A 15507-nucleotide genomic window follows, 5' to 3' on the forward strand; every position below is an offset into this window, starting at 1 on the left:
GAAACATATGAAATCCCTCAGCGACTCACTGACAAGTTTCTTCCAACCCGCTCTGCCCCACGGGCAGACCGCCCCTGGCGGTCAGACTGGCGCGAGTTCCACCGACCCCGACACGAAAACCGGTGGCTTTTTCACCTGGGTCGACGGCGCCAGCGCGAGCGTCACGGGCTTTGCCAATGGCATCTTGGCCGCCGTCACCACGTTCGTCGAAGCGCCGGTGAAAAGCACCACGACCATCCTCTCCAACGGCGACGTCGCCGACGAGGACTCCGTTTCGGTCTCAGAAGAGGAGGTGGTGGTGGTGGCGGAGGAAAAGGGGAAGGGAAATGCAGACCATCCTGGCACCCCAGGGCGCCCGGCGCTCGGCAACGCGCCAGAGAAAGGCACCACGACCACCGTCCCGAACTTCGACTTCGAGGAGAGCGCTTCGGCATCCGGAGACGAGGAGGTGGAGGAAGCGCATGAAAGCGCACCGCCCAAGACCCCGCGTCCATCCCACAGTCCCCTGAGGCACAGCCAACTGCTCGCGGATGTCTACACACCGGACGCCATCGACACCCTGCTGGCGAACTCCAGGGCCCGGAGGAAGGAAGCCGAGCAACGGGAAGCCACCCAGCGTCGTATCGATGCGATCGTCCGTTGGTGGAAGCACGACACATCCCCGCCGCAGGAGATGTTGAAGCGCCTTGAAATAGAGATGGTCGACTTGCGATCGGTCGCCGTGTTGCTCAAGAAGCTGTGCGGTGAAGGATTCATGAGCCCGACCTACGAACCAGCCGTGGCGCTGGTGATCGCAGCCACGAACAGGGAAGATCGATCGCTGCACAGCCTCATCAACGACCACACGCAGGCGTCGCGACAAAACGCGACCAAGGGGGATCTCGAGTCAGACTTGAGACACGTCAGAGCAATGCTGGACGCCTGCGTTCCCAAGTTGAACTTCCAGAACTGGACGGTCCAGGAAGCGTTCAGCGCCATGCGTGTGGCCTGCCCGTGCCCACCCTCCCGGTTGCGCTCTGCGCTGGCTGTCCTGCAGAACGCGAGCACCGGACCCGCCGAGCGGACGCGGCTGGCCAGGGAGTTTCTGGCCGAGATTCGCTACTCGAATCGCGATACCCATGGATCGCCGCAACCCATGACCTTGGCCCAGTACCTGCTGTCCGGCATGAGGAGCACAGCCAATGGGCTGCGCGAGGGCAAGTGCCATTACGCCGCACGCATCGTGGTACAGGGTGGCGCCCTGTATCTGCTGTCGGGCGCCAGTCTCCCGTTGAGGATCGGGTTTGCAGTGCTCGGCACAGGTCTGCCGCAGCTCTATGCGTGCTGGCGCCTCTACGACGTCGAAAGCAGCGAATACAAGGCGGACCCATCCAAGGCCTTCACTTTGGCAAAAATCGTTTCCGTCGCCGGCCCCTTGCTCTTCACGCTCGGGCCTATTGCCGCGGGTGGCGCCATAGGCAGCCCTGCCTTGATGAGTGCGGGCCTCAGCCTCGGCGAGGGGTCCAGCATCAATGCCATCGGTCGGGTGCTTCGACAGGCCGTGCAGTCATGGAGCATGTCCTCCTGGACCGCAGGCATCAGCCTCGTTCATACCGATGGCATCGGGCTGAGCGCCGATGAACAAAGGAGCCTCAATTGCGTGCGAGATGCGTTGTACACCGCCACCAGCATCTTGCTGCTGGTCGTCGGCCCGACCGTTACGCAGGAATGGCTGAAACAGAGCATCGCCGCTTTGAAGGGAACGAACCTGGCACAGAACGCGTTCCTGGATGCCGTGCAGCGCAGCCTGTACGGCGGCTTGAACGAAATGTGCGACGGCTGGAACCCTGACGTGGCGAAGGTGGCTTGCAAGCTGCTTTGGGGAAGGGAATACATCATCCAACCCGGCACGCAACGCAACCCGGGCAAAGATCCTCAGCATTTCTTCAACCAGACCGCTTCGCGCCAGATCACGACCGCGCCCTCGGACATCCTCTCGGCAGCCGCTCATCTCGCCGATGAGTTTGGCGCGCCGCCAGCAGTCGGTATCGCGCTGCGATCGACATCCGCTTTGTTCACCGGCCTGTGGGGAAGCCTGCGGGGCAGGGTGGTCGGCATCGTCAACACCACGGTACCGATCGATCAGGAAGGCTCGCGCAATCCCAGCGGGCTCCTGTCAACGGCCACCAAGACCGTGCAGTCCCTATGGCGCCGTTCCCCGGCGGAGAATCGATCGTGGATGTACAAACGCCCCGCCCCGCCCCCCACACAAAGCGCCCCGCAGGCAACAGGCGAAGACGAAAGCGCCCGTGAGAACAGATTCGACATCTCGGACAGCGCTGACAACGACAACGATGCAGACAACCGGTAGACGCTGCCATCGGGTGGCGGATCGGCATGGCCAACGCCGACCCCAACGCAATTTCGAGGCGGGGATCACAGACCTTTCTGTGCGAAAGCCTCGACCGTCTGTTCAAGCTGTTCGATCCATCGGGCCTTGTCGGCCGCGTCGGCGAAACTGGCCTCCACGCTGTTGCGCGCCAGCGCGATGACGTCCTCACGTGTCAGGTTCAAGGCCTCGACGGTCTGCACGAAGTTGGCGTTCATGTAGCCGCCGAAGTAGGCCGGATCGTCGGAGTTGACGGTGGCGCACAGGCCTGCGTCGAGCAGGCGCTTCATCGGGTGGTCCTTCAGGTCGCGCACCACGCAAAGCTTGAGGTTGGAGAGCGGACACACGGTGAGCGGCACGCGCCTGCGCGCGAGTTCGGCCACCAGTGCCGGGTCTTCGAGCGAGCGCACGCCATGGTCGATGCGCTCGGCCTTCAGGTCGTTCAGGGCTTCCCAGATGTATGCCGGCGGCCCCTCTTCGCCCGCGTGCGCGACGATGCGCAGGTCCAGCTCGCGGCAGCGTGCGAACACACGCGAGAACTTCGAGGGTGGGTGGCCGACTTCGCTCGAATCGAGCCCCACACCAATGAAACGTGGGCGGTAGGGCAGCGCCGCTTCCAAGGTGGCGAAGGCGTTTTCTTCGCTCAGATGGCGCAGGAAGCACAGGATCAACGCGCTGCCGATGCCCAGCTCGGTTCGCGCGCGGTCGCAGGCGCTGGCCAGCCCGTTGACCACCGTGGCAATCGGCACGCCACGCGCGGTATGGGTCTGCGGGTCGAAGAAGATTTCGGCGTGCACCACGTTGTCGGCCTTGGCGCGCAGGAAATAGGCCCAGGCCATGTCGTGGAAGTCGGCCTCGTGCAGCAGCACGCTGGCGCCGGCGTAATAGATGTCCAGAAAGCTCTGCAGGTCGGTGAAGGCATAGGCCGCGCGCAAGGCCTCCACGCTCGGGTACGGCAGGCTCAGGCCGTTGCGCTGGGCCAGCGCGAAGATCAGTTCGGGTTCGAGCGAGCCTTCGATGTGGATGTGCAGCTCGGCCTTGGGAATGGCCGCCGCGAGTTGGGCAGGGGTGGTGCTCATGTCATGTCTTTCGATCAGCAGGTGCCCAGCGCAATGCCGAGACGGTTGAGATAACGGCGGTACGCGCTCGACACCCGGTCGGCCGGCCCGTGCACCTCGGTGATGGGGGCCGTGCGGCCCACAGGCAGCGCACGCGGCAATTGCGATTCGACCACGGGGCGGTCCTGCGCGAACACCGCGTCCTGGAATTCGATCAGCTCCTGGTCGGTCACGGGGTCGCCTTGCGTGGCCATCGCGAACCACGCCGTGCACAGCTCGTGGCCATCGGGCCGAATGAAGAGCGCGATCGCGTTGCTCACCGGGTCGCCGTGCGTGGCGTCCTTGCGCAGGATGGCGGCGAACGGGTGCGGCACGTCGTAGCGGTAGGCGATCCAGGCGCCCTCTTCCACGCCGGCATAGGCGCGCGGCTGCCAGGCGCGTGCCTCGCGCACCACCAGGCCGGCCAGGCCCGTGCCCTCGTCCACCGCGCCGGTCTGCACCTGCGCGTGGCTGCGTTCGCCCAGCCAGCCTTCGTGCACGAAGCCGAAGTGGCTCAGATCCAGAAAGTTTTCCACCAGACGCGGCGCGCTGGTGTTGAGTTCGTACGGGCCACAGAGCACGGTGCGCCAGGTGGTGTCCTCGCTCTGGGCGAACGCGGGCGGATCGGCGAACTCGGCGCTCAGGGCATGCGAGGGGGCTTGCAGACGCACCCAGATCAGACCGTGCTGTTCGCGTGCTTCGAACACGGTGGTTCGGTGCGCGGGCGGCGGCACGAAATCGGGCGCGGCGGGAATGTGCTGGCATCGGCCATCGCCCGCCCCGAACTGCCAGCCGTGGTACGGACATTCGAGGCGCGCGCCGTGCACGCCGATCAACACGCGGCCCAAGGAGAGCCGCGCACCGCGGTGCGGGCAGCGGTCGGCCCAGGCGTGCACACGCGCGCCGTCGTGCGTGTGCTCGCGCCAGAGCACCAGCGGCTGGCCCAGCAGGGAACAGGCCACGGGCTCGTGACGCACCTGGTGGGACGCGGTCACGGGGTGCCAGAGTTGCTGTTCGATCATGGCATTCACCTCGCCCAAACAAGAAAAGCCGCCCGGAGGCGGCTTTTCTTTCCAGTGGCACCGCGGAACCGGCTCCGCCGGGCCGCTGGTGCCGCCCCCTTGAGGGGGTCGCGCGAAGCGCGGCAGGGGTGGGTCAATTCGGGACCTTGCCCTCGACACCCTTGACGTAGAACTTGATGCCACCCAGGAACTTGTCGTCCGCGACCGTGTCCTTGGCCAGCACTTCCTTGCCGTCCGAACCCATGATGGGGCCCTTCCAGATCGAGAAGCTGCCGTCCTTCAAACCGGCGCGCACGGTGTCGACCTTGGCCTTCACCTCGGCCGGCACGTCTTCGGCCACGGAGACCATGTCGATTGCGCCTTCCTTCACGCCCCACCACACACCGCCGGTGGACCAGGTGCCTTCCAGCACATCCTTGGTGGCCCTGATGTAGTACGGCGCCCAGTTGATCACGGCCGAACCCAGGTGGGCCTTCGGGCCGTAGGCGGTCATGTCCGAGTCCCAGCCGAAGGCGCGCTTGCCCATCTTCTCGGCGGTCTGCAGCACGGCCGAGGAGTCGGTGTTCTGGAACAGGATGTCGGCACCGCCGTTGATCAGCGACGTGGCGGCTTCGGTTTCCTTCGGCGGGTCGAACCAGCCGTTGACCCACACCACCTTGGTCTTGACCTTGGGGTTGACCGACTGCGCGCCCAGCGTGAAGCTGTTGATGTTGCGGATCACTTCAGGGATTGGGATGGAAGCGACCACACCCAGCGTGTTGGACTTGGTCATGCTGCCAGCGATCACGCCTGCCATGTACGCACCTTCGTAGGTGCGGCTGTCGTAGGTGCGCAGGTTCTCGGCGGTCTTGTAGCCGGTGGCGTGCTCGAACTTCACGTCCTTGAAGTCGGGCGCGATCTTGAGCATGGGCTCCATGTAACCGAAGGTGGTACCGAAGACCAGCTTGTTGCCCTGACCGGCCAGATCGCGGATCACGCGCTCGGCATCGGCGCTCTCGGGCACGTTCTCGACGAAGCTGGTGACGATCTTGTCACCGAACTCTTTCTCCAGCGCCTTGCGGCCGTTGTCGTGCGCGAAAGTCCAGCCGCCGTCGCCCACCGGGCCGACATAGGCAAACGCAATCTTCAATGGTTCGGCCTTGGGCGCCTCGGCGGCGGCCGGCGCCGGCGCAGCGGGTGCGGCAGCCTCTTCCTTCTTGCCGCAGCCGATCAGCACGGCGCTGGTCAGCGCGGTGACCGCAGCGACCTTCATCAGAGAACGTTTGCTCAAATCTGTCATGGATAACCTCTTGGTTGGGGGGTGCAGAAACGCTAGCGAAAACCAAAAATCATTATGCCCCTGGGTAGAAGGGTTTTCCGATCGACGACGGCATGTTGATGCGGATCCACGTCGGGTTGCGCGAGATCAGCACCAGCACGACGATGGTGGCCACGTAGGGCATCATGGTCAGGAACTGGCTGGGCACATTGACGCCGACGCCTTGCAGGTGGAACTGCAGCATGGTCACGCCACCGAACAGGTACGCACCAAGCAACACGCGTGCCGGCCGCCAAGTGGCGAAGGTGGTGAGGGCGAGCGCGATCCAGCCCTTGCCGGCGATCATGCCCTCGACCCACAGGGGCGTGTAGACGGTGGACACATAGGCACCGGCCAGACCGCAGAGCGCGCCACCGGCCATGACCGCGACAAGCCGGATGCGGCGCACCGGGTAGCCCAGCGCATGCGAGGACTCGGGGCTCTCGCCCACGCTGCGCAGCACCAGGCCGGCGCGCGTGCGGTAGAGGAACCAGATCAGGAAGACCACCAGCGCCACGCACACGTAGACCATCGGATGGTGGCGGAACAGCGCCGGGCCGATCAGGGGAATGTCGCCCAGCAGCGGGACCACGTGGCGCGTCTGCTCGGGCAGTTTTTCCTGCACATAGCTGGTGCCGGCGAACGCCGAGAAGCCTGCGCCGAACAGGCTGAGGGCCAGGCCCGTGGCGTACTGGTTGGTGTTGAGCCAGATCACCAACCCACCGAAGATGGCCGCGAGCAAAGCCCCCGCCGCCATGCCGGCCGCGAAACCCAGCACTGTGCTGCCGGTGTGCACCACGGTGGCGAAGCCCGCGAGCGCGGCGCACAGCATCATGCCCTCGGCACCGAGGTTGACGATACCGGCCTTCTCGTTGATGAGCAGGCCGAGCGAAGCAATGGCGAGCACCGTGCCCGCGTTGAGCGAGGAGGCGATCAGGAGTGCAATCGATTCCATCAGTGGTCTCCGTTGGCGGTGCGGGATGTTGGAGCGGTTGCGTCCAGAGGCACCGCAGAACCGGCTCCGCCGCGCTGCAGGTGCGGCCCCCTTGAGGGGGTCGCGCGAAGCGCGGCGGGGATGAATCTCAACCTATATGCAATCAGGGTGTCGCAGGCCAGCAGCGCAAACAGCAGCAGCCCCTGGAACACACCGGTGATCGACTTGGGCAGCCCCAGGCGCGACTGCGCCAGTTCGCCGCCGATGTAGAACATGCTCATGAGGATGGCCGAGAACACGATGCCCACCGGATGCAGCCGCCCGACGAAGGCGACGATGATGGCGGCGAAGCCGTAACCCGCCGGCACATACGGCGTGAGCTGCCCGATCGGGCCCGCCACTTCCAGGCCACCGGCCAAGCCGGCCGCGCCGCCGGAGATGAGCAACGCGGTCCACAGCGCCTTGCGCGAGGAGAAACCCGCATAGCGCGCCGCGGCCGGCGCAAGGCCGCCCACGAGCTGCGCGTAGCCCGAGTAGGTGCGAAAGAGGAAGATCCACACCGCCACCACGCCGCCCAAGGCCAGCAACAGGCCGATGTTCACGCGCGAACCCTGCATGAGACGCGGGATCTGCGTGACCGCCTCGAAGGTCTTGGTCTGCGGGAAGTTGTAGCCACCCGGGTCTTTCCACGGGCCGTAGACCAGGAAGTTCAGCACCTGCACGGCCACGTAGACCAGCATCAGGCTCACCAGGATTTCGTTGGCGTTGAAGCGGTCGCGCAGCAACGCGGTGATGCCCGCCCACAACATGCCGCCCAGCACACCCGCCGCGAGCACGGCGGGCACGATCCAGGGGCCGGTGGTCTTGTCGGCGGTGAGTGCCACGCCAGCGGCGAAGATCGCGCCGATGATGTACTGGCCCTCCGCGCCGATGTTCCACACGTTGGAGCGAAAACACACCGCCAGGCCCAGCGCGATGATGAGCAGCGGGGTGGCTTTCACCATCAGTTCGGACAAGGCATAGGTGCTCTTGATCGGCTCCCAGAAAAACACCTGCAGGCCGCGCACCGGGTCCTTGCCCAGCACAGCGAACAGGATGACGCCGATCACCACCGTGATCAACAAGGCCAGCAAAGGCGAGGCATAGCCCCAGCGCGCCGAGGGCTGGGGACGGACTTCAAGCCGCAACATGGGCACTCTCCTTCTTGTGGTGGTTGTGCGGTGCCGTGTCCCACAGGCCGGACATCCACACGCCAATGCGTTCGATGCTCGCGTCCGCCCGGTCCAGGCTGGGCGACAGGCGGCCCTTGGCGATCACGTGCAGGCGGTCGCTGATTTCGAACAATTCGTCCAGCTCTTCGCTCACCACCAGCACCGCGCAACCCGCGTCGCGCAGTTTCAGGATCTCGCCACGGATCTGCGCGGCCGCGCCCACGTCCACGCCCCAGGTGGGCTGGCTCACGATGAGCAACTTCGGCCTGGCCTCGATCTCGCGGCCGACGATGAACTTCTGCAGGTTGCCGCCCGAGAGCGACTTGGCCGCCGCGTCCGGCCCGTTGGCCTTGACCTTGTAGCGCGCGATGATGTCGGCCGCCTGCGTCTTGAGCGCGCCCACGCGGATCCAGCCACCCGCACCCAGCGCGTCCTTGCGCGAGAGCAGCAGGTTGTGCGCCAGCGACAGCGTGGGCACGGCACCCCGGCCCAGGCGCTCCTCGGGCACGAAATGCAGGCCAAGCGCGCGCCGCCGCGCGGGGCCCTGGCGCGAGGCGTCCTGCCCGCCCATGCGGATGCTGCCGGCCGGTGCGCGCTTGTCTTCGCCCGAGAGGCTGTAGAGCAGTTCACTCTGCCCGTTGCCCGAGACGCCGGCAATGCCCACCACCTCGCCCGCGCGCACCGTGAGCGCAATGTCGCTCAGGTGGGTACCGAAAGGGTCGTCGCTCTGCAGGCTGAGGCCGCTGACCTCCAGCACGGGCGCACCGGCGTGCAGTTCGCGCACCTCCAGCGCCGGCGGCTCGGCGCCGATCATCAGACGCGAGAGCGAGGCATTGCTTTCCTGGCGCGGGTCGCACACGCCCGTCACCTGCCCGCCGCGCAGCACCGTGCAGGCGGTGCACAGCTCGCGGATCTCGTGCAGCTTGTGGCTGATGTAGAGGATGCTGCAGCCTTCCGAGGCCAGCTTGCGCAGCACCACGAACAGTTTCTCCACCGCCTGCGGCGTGAGCACCGAGGTCGGCTCGTCAAGGATGAGCAGTTGCGGGTTGGTCAGCAGCGCGCGGATGATCTCCACACGCTGCATCTCGCCCACCGAGAGGGTGTGCACCGGGCGCGAGGGGTCGACGTCCAGCCCGTACTCCGTCGCCTTGGCTGTGATGCTCGCGCTCACCTGCGGCAGCGTGAGCGACTTGTCCAGGCCCAGCCACACGTTCTCGGCCACGGTGAGCGTGTCGAACAGGCTGAAGTGCTGGAACACCATGCTGATGCCCAGCGCGCGCGCCTCCTGCGGGTTGCGGATGTGCACCGGCTTGCCGTTGAACATCACCGAGCCCTCGTCGGGTTTGACCGATCCGTAGATGATCTTCATCAGCGTGGACTTGCCCGCGCCGTTCTCGCCCAGCACCGCGTGCACCTCGCCGGGCAATACGGTGAGCGAGACACCGCTGTTGGCCACCACGCCCGGATAGCGCTTGGTGATGCCGCTGAGTTGCAACCGTGTCGTGGTCATGTGTCTCCTTCTCGTGGTTCTTGAGGTTCAGTTGTCTGCATCGGGCCGCTTGAGCGAAGCGGCCACGCTCTTGATCTGTTCGCGCAGCCAACGCCCGGCCTTGGAGGCGTGGGTGCGCTCGTGCCACAGCTGGTAGTACATCATTCGCGGAAACGCCACCGGACAGGGCAGCACCTGCACGGGCAAGACGCTGGTGAAGCGGTCGCAGTACTGGCGGCCGGTGGTCAGCACCAGCAGGCTGCCGGCCACCATGGCCGGGATCAACCCGAAATGAGGGCAGCGCGCGGTGATGTTGCGCACCATGTCCAGCGTGGCCAGGTGCTCGTCGATGAAGCCGCGTGCACCCGGGTGGGTCGGCATGGGCGCGATGTGCTCGGCGCCCAGCCAGGCTTCCACGTCCCAGCCCCGGCGCACCGCCGGGTGCTGGTTCGACACCAGGCACACCACCTCGTCGCCGAACAGGCGGCCCAGGTGCAGGTCTTCGGGTGGCTGCGACCAGTTGCCGATCACCACGTCCACGTCGCCCTGCGCCAGGTGGTTGCGGTAGTCGGAATCGCGCGACAGCGGGTGGATGTCGATCGGGCAGTTGGGCGCCTGGCTCTTGATCTGGCTCACCAGCTGCGGCAGGAACAACGGGTCCATGTAGTCGCTGGCGGCCAGGCTGAAGCTGTGGTGGGCGGTGGCGGGCTCGAAGCTGCGCGCGTCGGAGAACAGCACCTCGGCGCTGCGCAGGATGTCGGCCGCCGGCTCGATCATGCGCAGGCCGGCCACCGTGGGCACCATGCCGGCGCCCGAGCGCACCAGAAGGGGGTCGCCGGCCAGTTCGCGCAGGCGTTTGAGCGCCGCGCTGACCGCGGGCTGGTACATACCCAGCCGCAGCGCCGCGCGCGAGACACTGCGCTCGGTGAGCACGGTGTGCAGCACGCGGATCAGGTGCAGGTCAATCTTGTCGAACATGGAGACGTATTTCATACCCAGCCTGTATGCGTCTGAATGGTGATTTGGGCATTCTGGACATATGGTCGAGCATATGTTGTGCCACGAGGCCGACGCTATGCTGGCACGCATGAGCACCGAAATATCCGCACAAACCCTGACCTTCCTGCGCCGCGGCGAGGCCGTGACCCTGCACCACGTGGCGCCCGACCGCACCCTGCTGGAGGTGCTGCGCGAAGACCTGCACTGCAGCGGCACCAAGGAGGGCTGCGGCGAAGGCGACTGCGGTGCCTGTACCGTGGTGCTGGGCGAGGCGGTGGACGGGAAACTCGAATACAAGGCGATCAACAGCTGCATCCGGCTGGCGCATTCGGTGCAGGGCCTGGCGGTGTGGACCGTCGAGGACATCAGTGCATCGGAGCACCTCGGCGCGGGACACGATCCCGCCGCCGGGCCGCCCCAAGGCGGGATCAGCCCCCTTGGGGGGCAGCGACCCGCGTCAGCGGCGCAGCGTGGGGGCCATCTCCACCCGGCGCAAGAAGCCATGGTCCAGTGCCACGGCAGCCAGTGCGGCTTCTGCACCCCGGGCTTCGTCATGAGCCTCTTCGGCATGTACCAGAACACGGGTGGCGGCAAAGGCATTGACCGCGCGCAGGCACAGGCCGACCTGTCAGGCAACCTGTGCCGCTGCACCGGCTACCGCCCCATCCTGGACGCGGCCCAGCAGATGGGCTCGCTGCCCCTGCCCACGGGCTGCGCGGTGAACGAAGCCGAGACGGTAGCGGCGCTGGAGAACCTGAACCAGAAGCATCCTGCGGCCGATGCGACCTACCTGCGCCCGGCCACGCTGGCCGAGCTGCTGCAGCAACGCGCCGCCCACCCCAAGGCCCAGGTTGTGGCCGGCTGCACCGACGTCGGCCTGTGGGTGACCAAGATGCACAAGCGTTTTGCCACCGTTCTGGACGTGACGGCCGCGCGCGAGTTGAGACGGGTGGAACGCTACCCCAACCACATCGCCATCGGCGCGGGCGTGAGCTTGACCGAGGCCTACGCCGCGCTGGTGCAGGACCGGCCCCAGCTCAAGACCTTCTCCCAGCGCTTCGCGGGCCTGCCCGTGCGCAACTCGGGCACGCTGGGCGGCAACGTGGCCAACGGCTCGCCGATTGGCGACTCGATGCCGCTGTTGATCGCGCTCGGCGCCAGCGTGGTGCTGATGCGCTGGGATCCGAAGAAGGGCCAGATCGCTCACCGCGAGTTGCGGCTGGAGGACCTGTACACCGGCTACCGCACGAACGTGATGAAGGCCGACGAGTTGCTGTGCTGGATCAAGGTGCCCTTGCCGACCACGCCGCCCGGGTTCATGCGCGTCTACAAGATCAGCAAGCGCTTCGACGACGACATCTCTGCCGTCTGCCTGGCCCTGGACATCACCGTGCGCAATGGCGTGGTGCGGCATGCCTCCATCGGCGCCGGTGGCGTGGCCGCCACCCCGGTGCGCGCGCGCCGCACCGAGGCCGCGCTGGTCGGCCAGGACTGGAACCCGGACACCGTGAAGCGGGCCACCGAGGCCCTGCGCGCCGAGTTCCAACCCATCTCCGACATGCGCGCCAGCGCCGCCTACCGGCACACCGTGCTCGGCAACCTGCTGCAACGCTTCTGGCTGGAGAGCCAGGGGCTGCAGCGCATCAACCTGGAAACCCTCGACGCGGCAACGCTGGAGGCACTGGCATGAACGCGCGCGACAAAAACAACCCCACCGAGGCGCCCATGGTGATTTCATCCCGTGCCGACGCGGTCGCGGAACCAGCCGACGAAGCCCTGGCGCGATCCCATCCTTCCGTTCGCCCTGAGCCAGTCGAAGGGCTCACCCAGACCTTGGCGAAGGTTTCGACAGGCTCAGCCCGAACGGAGGTGGTCCGCACGCGTCAAGCGAATCCCGCCGCCGGTGTCTCCCGCTTCCACGAAAGCGCCCGCGCCCAGGTGGCCGGCGCGGCCACCTACATCGACGACATCCCCGAAGTGCGCGGCACGCTGCACGCCGCACCCGTGTGCTCCCACGTGCCGCACGGCACGCTGCGCGGCTTCGACGCCTCAGCCGCTTTGGCGGTGCCCGGCGTGCGTGGCGTCTTCGGCGCAAACGACATCCCGGGCGATCCCACGCTGGCCGCGTTCGCGCACGACGAACCGGTGTTCGCCCACGAGACCGTGCAGTTCACCGGCCAGGTGGTGGCCCTCGTCGTCGCCGACGACGTGATGACCGCGCGCCGCGCGGCACGCCTCGTCAAACTGGACATCGCGCCCCTGCCCGCCGTGCTGTCGGTGCAGGAAGCGCATGCCCAGGCCAGCTACGTGCTGCCGCCGGTGCACGTGAAACGCGGCGATGCGGCCGCGGCCTTGAAGCGCGCGCCCCACGTGCTCGAAGGCCGCTTCGACGTGGGCGGCCAGGAACACTTCTACCTCGAAGGCCAGATCGCCTACGTGCTGCCGCTGGAGCAGAACCAATGGTGGGTCTATTCGAGCACCCAGCACCCGGGCGAGGTGCAGCACTGGGTCTCGCACGCGCTGGGCATCCACAACCACGCCGTCACGGTCGAGTGCCGGCGCATGGGCGGCGGCTTCGGCGGCAAGGAAACGCAGGCCGGCCACCTCGCGGTGTGGGCCGCCGTCGCCGCGCACCGCCTGCAGCGCCCGGTGAAGCTGCGGCTGGACCGCGACGACGACTTCATGATCACCGGCAAGCGCCACCCCTTCGCCTACCACTACCGCGTGGGCTTCGACGACAGCGGCCTGCTCTGCGGCCTCGACCTGGAGATGCTGGCCAACTGCGGCTTTTCCGCCGACCTCTCCGGCCCGGTGGCCGACCGCGCCATCTTCCACGCCGACAATGCCTACTTCCTGGAAGACGTGTCGATCTCCAGCTACCGCTGCAAGACCAACACCCAGAGCCACACGGCGTTCCGGGGCTTCGGTGGACCGCAGGGCGTGATCGTGATCGAGCGCATCCTGAGCGACATCGCCCAGGCGCTCGGCATGGACCCGCTGGACGTGCGGCTGCGCAACCTCTATGGCATCGACAGCCGCAACGTCACCCACTACCAGATGAAGGTCGAGGACAACATCCTCGAGCCTCTCATGACCGCGCTGGCCAACACCAGCCGCTACCGCGAACGCCGCGCGCAGATCGCGGCCTGGAACGCGAAGAGCCCGGTGATCAAGAAAGGCATCGCGCTCACGCCGGTGAAGTTCGGCATCAGCTTCACGGCCACGCTGTTCAACCAGGCCGGTGCGCTGGTGCACGTGTACACCGATGGCAGCGTGCAGGTGAACCACGGCGGCACGGAAATGGGCCAGGGCCTGAACACCAAGGTGGCCGCCATCGTGGCCGATGAACTGGGCGTGCCCTTCGAGCGCGTGCTCAGCACGGCTTCAGACACCAGCAAGGTGCCCAACGCGAGCGCCACCGCAGCCAGCAGCGGCACCGACCTGAACGGGCGCGCCGCGCAATTCGCTGCGCGCCACGTGCGCGACAACCTCGCGGCCTTCGTCGCCGGGCTCGATGGCTGCGGCGCGGGCGCGGTGCGCTTCGAAGGTGGACAGGTCATCACGCCCACCGCCACGCGCTCGTTTGAAGAAGTCGTGCACGCCGCCTACGCCAACCGCATCCAGCTCTGGAGCGACGGCTTTTACCGCACACCCAAGATCCACTACGACAAGCACACGCTCACCGGCCGGCCGTTCTACTACTTCGCCTACGGCGCGGCGGTCGCCGAGGTCGCGATCGACACGCTCACCGGCGAGAGCCGCGTGCTCAAGGTCGACATCCTCCACGACGTGGGCCGCAGCATCAACCCGGCCATCGACGTCGGCCAGATCGAGGGCGGCTTCGTGCAGGGCATGGGCTGGCTCACCACCGAACAACTGGTGTGGAACGACAAGGGTTACTTGCAGACCCACGCACCCAGCACCTACAAGATCCCGGCCACCGGAGACGTGCCCGAACACTTCAAGGTCGAGCTCTGGCCCGAGGCCAACCGCGAAGACAACGTGCACGGCAGCAAGGCCGTGGGCGAGCCGCCATTCATGCTGGCCATCAGCGTGTTCGAGGCATTGCGCGATGCCGTGGCGCAGGCAGGCGGCAAGCCGTTGGCGATGAACGCGCCGGCCACGGCAGAAGAGGTGCTCAGGGCGATGGACCGTTGAAGGGCGCACCACAGGAACCGCTCCCCCCCGCCTGTTCCTGAGGGGCTTCTGCTACCACAGGAGCCACCCTTGTCTGCCGCTCAATCCCCTTCCCGCGAAACACAGATTCGAGCCGTGACGCCAGCCCTCACGGCGGCCATGAACAAGATCGCCCCAGCGCTGCGGGCCGCCCTTGGGGAGGCCCACGATGGACGGTAGCACGGGCAGCAGTTCCGAATCGCCGCGCTCCGTCGATCCGACGCCACGCGTGACCAGGAGCAACCAGGTGAGCGCGCACAATCCCGCGCACAACGGCCAAGGCCCGTGGAACGCCCTCGAGTCGATCAACGACATGTACCTTGGTCCCGACCCCGAGCCTGAGCCCGAGACCAACGCCATCGCCCAGACCCCATTCGAGACGCGGATCGAGACCACCACCGACATCGATTCAAGCGTCTCGCCCCCCCGATTCGTCCCCCCGCATTCCAGCAGCGCAGAAGGCCTGGACACGTCCGCACCGGCTCTTCCCCAAGTGACACCGCCCCTGGCCAGCACACCGCCACCGGTCGACCTCTTCGCCCAGTTGAAGAGTATCCGGGTGCAAGTTCCACAGCTCCCCGCAAACTCGGCCCTGGCGCCACGGGCCTCTGCATTGCAGCAGCACCTCGACCATCTGGCGACCGTGAGGCCGCCGTTCTGCTGTCCGAACCGGTACCTGGCCCTTATCGGCGTGGCATTGGGGGCCATGTCTGTGGCCGTGTATTTCGGCATCCAACCGGGTAGCAACGAGAGGTATGCGGCAATAGCGCCCCTCCTCCTGGCTCTTGCGTTCATAACCCAGGCCGCCATGCGGCACTACCTTGCGCGTCTGCTGCCCACGGAATGACCTGACCCATCTGCGGATGGGAACCATGCCCTGGTCCGTCCACTCAGTGGCTTTCATCGCACCCCAG

General features: G+C 66.6%; 11 protein-coding genes. 4 read left to right on the plus strand and 7 right to left on the minus strand.

Features of this window, described 5'->3' with window-relative positions:
* The first annotated feature begins 7 nt into the window (after window positions 1-7).
* The gene (locus F9K07_RS23200) at window positions 8-2350 is read left to right on the plus strand and encodes a hypothetical protein (RefSeq protein ID WP_159595661.1); all 2343 of its coding nucleotides are present in this window, start codon (window positions 8-10) and stop codon (window positions 2348-2350) included.
* A 65-nt stretch (window positions 2351-2415) separates the two neighbouring features.
* Here the strand turns inward: F9K07_RS23200 and F9K07_RS23205 are convergent, their stop codons facing one another.
* The 7 genes from F9K07_RS23205 to F9K07_RS23235 all read right to left on the minus strand — a co-directional run bounded on the left by F9K07_RS23205 (window position 2416) and on the right by F9K07_RS23235 (window position 10411).
* Window positions 2416-3447: an adenosine deaminase gene (locus F9K07_RS23205; RefSeq protein ID WP_159595662.1), complete on the minus strand. Its 1032-nt coding sequence runs from the start codon at window positions 3445-3447 to the stop codon at window positions 2416-2418.
* Window positions 3448-3461: 14 nt separating this feature from the next.
* Window positions 3462-4487, minus strand: coding sequence for an aromatic ring-hydroxylating oxygenase subunit alpha (locus F9K07_RS23210; protein ID WP_159595663.1), 1026 nt, complete (start codon window positions 4485-4487; stop codon window positions 3462-3464).
* Between the two features lie 133 nt (window positions 4488-4620).
* Entirely contained in the window at window positions 4621-5766 is a 1146-nt protein-coding gene (locus F9K07_RS23215) for a BMP family ABC transporter substrate-binding protein (protein WP_159595664.1), read from the minus strand.
* A 52-nt stretch (window positions 5767-5818) separates the two neighbouring features.
* Complete coding sequence (locus F9K07_RS23220; RefSeq protein WP_159595665.1) at window positions 5819-6739, minus strand: ABC transporter permease; 921 nt, start codon at window positions 6737-6739, stop codon at window positions 5819-5821.
* Window positions 6739-7908 (minus strand): ABC transporter permease, encoded by a 1170-nt coding sequence (locus F9K07_RS23225; protein ID WP_159595666.1) that lies wholly within the window; start codon window positions 7906-7908, stop codon window positions 6739-6741. The genes F9K07_RS23220 and F9K07_RS23225 overlap by 1 nt, the downstream gene beginning before the upstream one ends.
* Window positions 7895-9439, minus strand: a complete 1545-nt coding sequence (locus tag F9K07_RS23230) for an ABC transporter ATP-binding protein (RefSeq protein ID WP_159595667.1) — start codon at window positions 9437-9439, stop codon at window positions 7895-7897. The genes F9K07_RS23225 and F9K07_RS23230 overlap by 14 nt, the downstream gene beginning before the upstream one ends.
* A gap of 27 nt (window positions 9440-9466) precedes the next feature.
* Window positions 9467-10411: a LysR family transcriptional regulator gene (locus F9K07_RS23235; protein WP_159595668.1), complete on the minus strand. Its 945-nt coding sequence runs from the start codon at window positions 10409-10411 to the stop codon at window positions 9467-9469.
* A 94-nt stretch (window positions 10412-10505) separates the two neighbouring features.
* On the opposite strand from F9K07_RS23235, the gene xdhA reads away from it, so the two are divergent.
* The 3 genes from xdhA (at window position 10506) to F9K07_RS23250 (ending at window position 15440) form a co-directional block, all read left to right on the plus strand.
* Complete coding sequence (xdhA, locus tag F9K07_RS23240) at window positions 10506-12107, plus strand: xanthine dehydrogenase small subunit (protein WP_159595669.1); 1602 nt, start codon at window positions 10506-10508, stop codon at window positions 12105-12107.
* Window positions 12104-14575, plus strand: a complete 2472-nt coding sequence (xdhB, locus tag F9K07_RS23245) for a xanthine dehydrogenase molybdopterin binding subunit (RefSeq protein ID WP_236581454.1) — start codon at window positions 12104-12106, stop codon at window positions 14573-14575. Before xdhA ends, xdhB begins: the two co-directional genes overlap by 4 nt.
* Window positions 14576-14762: 187 nt before the next feature.
* A complete protein-coding gene (locus tag F9K07_RS23250; RefSeq protein WP_159595670.1) occupies window positions 14763-15440 on the plus strand; it encodes a hypothetical protein in 678 nt (225 codons plus the stop codon).
* Window positions 15441-15507 lie beyond the last annotated feature (67 nt).

Source organism: Hydrogenophaga sp. BPS33, assembly GCF_009859475.1.
Classification (GTDB): domain Bacteria; phylum Pseudomonadota; class Gammaproteobacteria; order Burkholderiales; family Burkholderiaceae_C; genus Hydrogenophaga.

What these genes read in the sequence shown, in the direction of transcription:
- F9K07_RS23200 (WP_159595661.1), top strand. Translation starts at nt 8, where the DNA reads ATGAAATCCCTCAGCGACTCACTGACAAGTTTCTTCCAACCCGCTCTG.
- F9K07_RS23205 (WP_159595662.1), bottom strand. Translation starts at nt 3,447, where the DNA reads ATGAGCACCACCCCTGCCCAACTCGCGGCGGCCATTCCCAAGGCCGAG.
- F9K07_RS23210 (WP_159595663.1), bottom strand. Translation starts at nt 4,487, where the DNA reads ATGATCGAACAGCAACTCTGGCACCCCGTGACCGCGTCCCACCAGGTG.
- F9K07_RS23215 (WP_159595664.1), bottom strand. Translation starts at nt 5,766, where the DNA reads ATGACAGATTTGAGCAAACGTTCTCTGATGAAGGTCGCTGCGGTCACC.
- F9K07_RS23220 (WP_159595665.1), bottom strand. Translation starts at nt 6,739, where the DNA reads ATGGAATCGATTGCACTCCTGATCGCCTCCTCGCTCAACGCGGGCACG.
- F9K07_RS23225 (WP_159595666.1), bottom strand. Translation starts at nt 7,908, where the DNA reads ATGTTGCGGCTTGAAGTCCGTCCCCAGCCCTCGGCGCGCTGGGGCTAT.
- F9K07_RS23230 (WP_159595667.1), bottom strand. Translation starts at nt 9,439, where the DNA reads ATGACCACGACACGGTTGCAACTCAGCGGCATCACCAAGCGCTATCCG.
- F9K07_RS23235 (WP_159595668.1), bottom strand. Translation starts at nt 10,411, where the DNA reads ATGAAATACGTCTCCATGTTCGACAAGATTGACCTGCACCTGATCCGC.
- xdhA (WP_159595669.1), top strand. Translation starts at nt 10,506, where the DNA reads ATGAGCACCGAAATATCCGCACAAACCCTGACCTTCCTGCGCCGCGGC.
- xdhB (WP_236581454.1), top strand. Translation starts at nt 12,104, where the DNA reads ATGAACGCGCGCGACAAAAACAACCCCACCGAGGCGCCCATGGTGATT.
- F9K07_RS23250 (WP_159595670.1), top strand. Translation starts at nt 14,763, where the DNA reads ATGGACGGTAGCACGGGCAGCAGTTCCGAATCGCCGCGCTCCGTCGAT.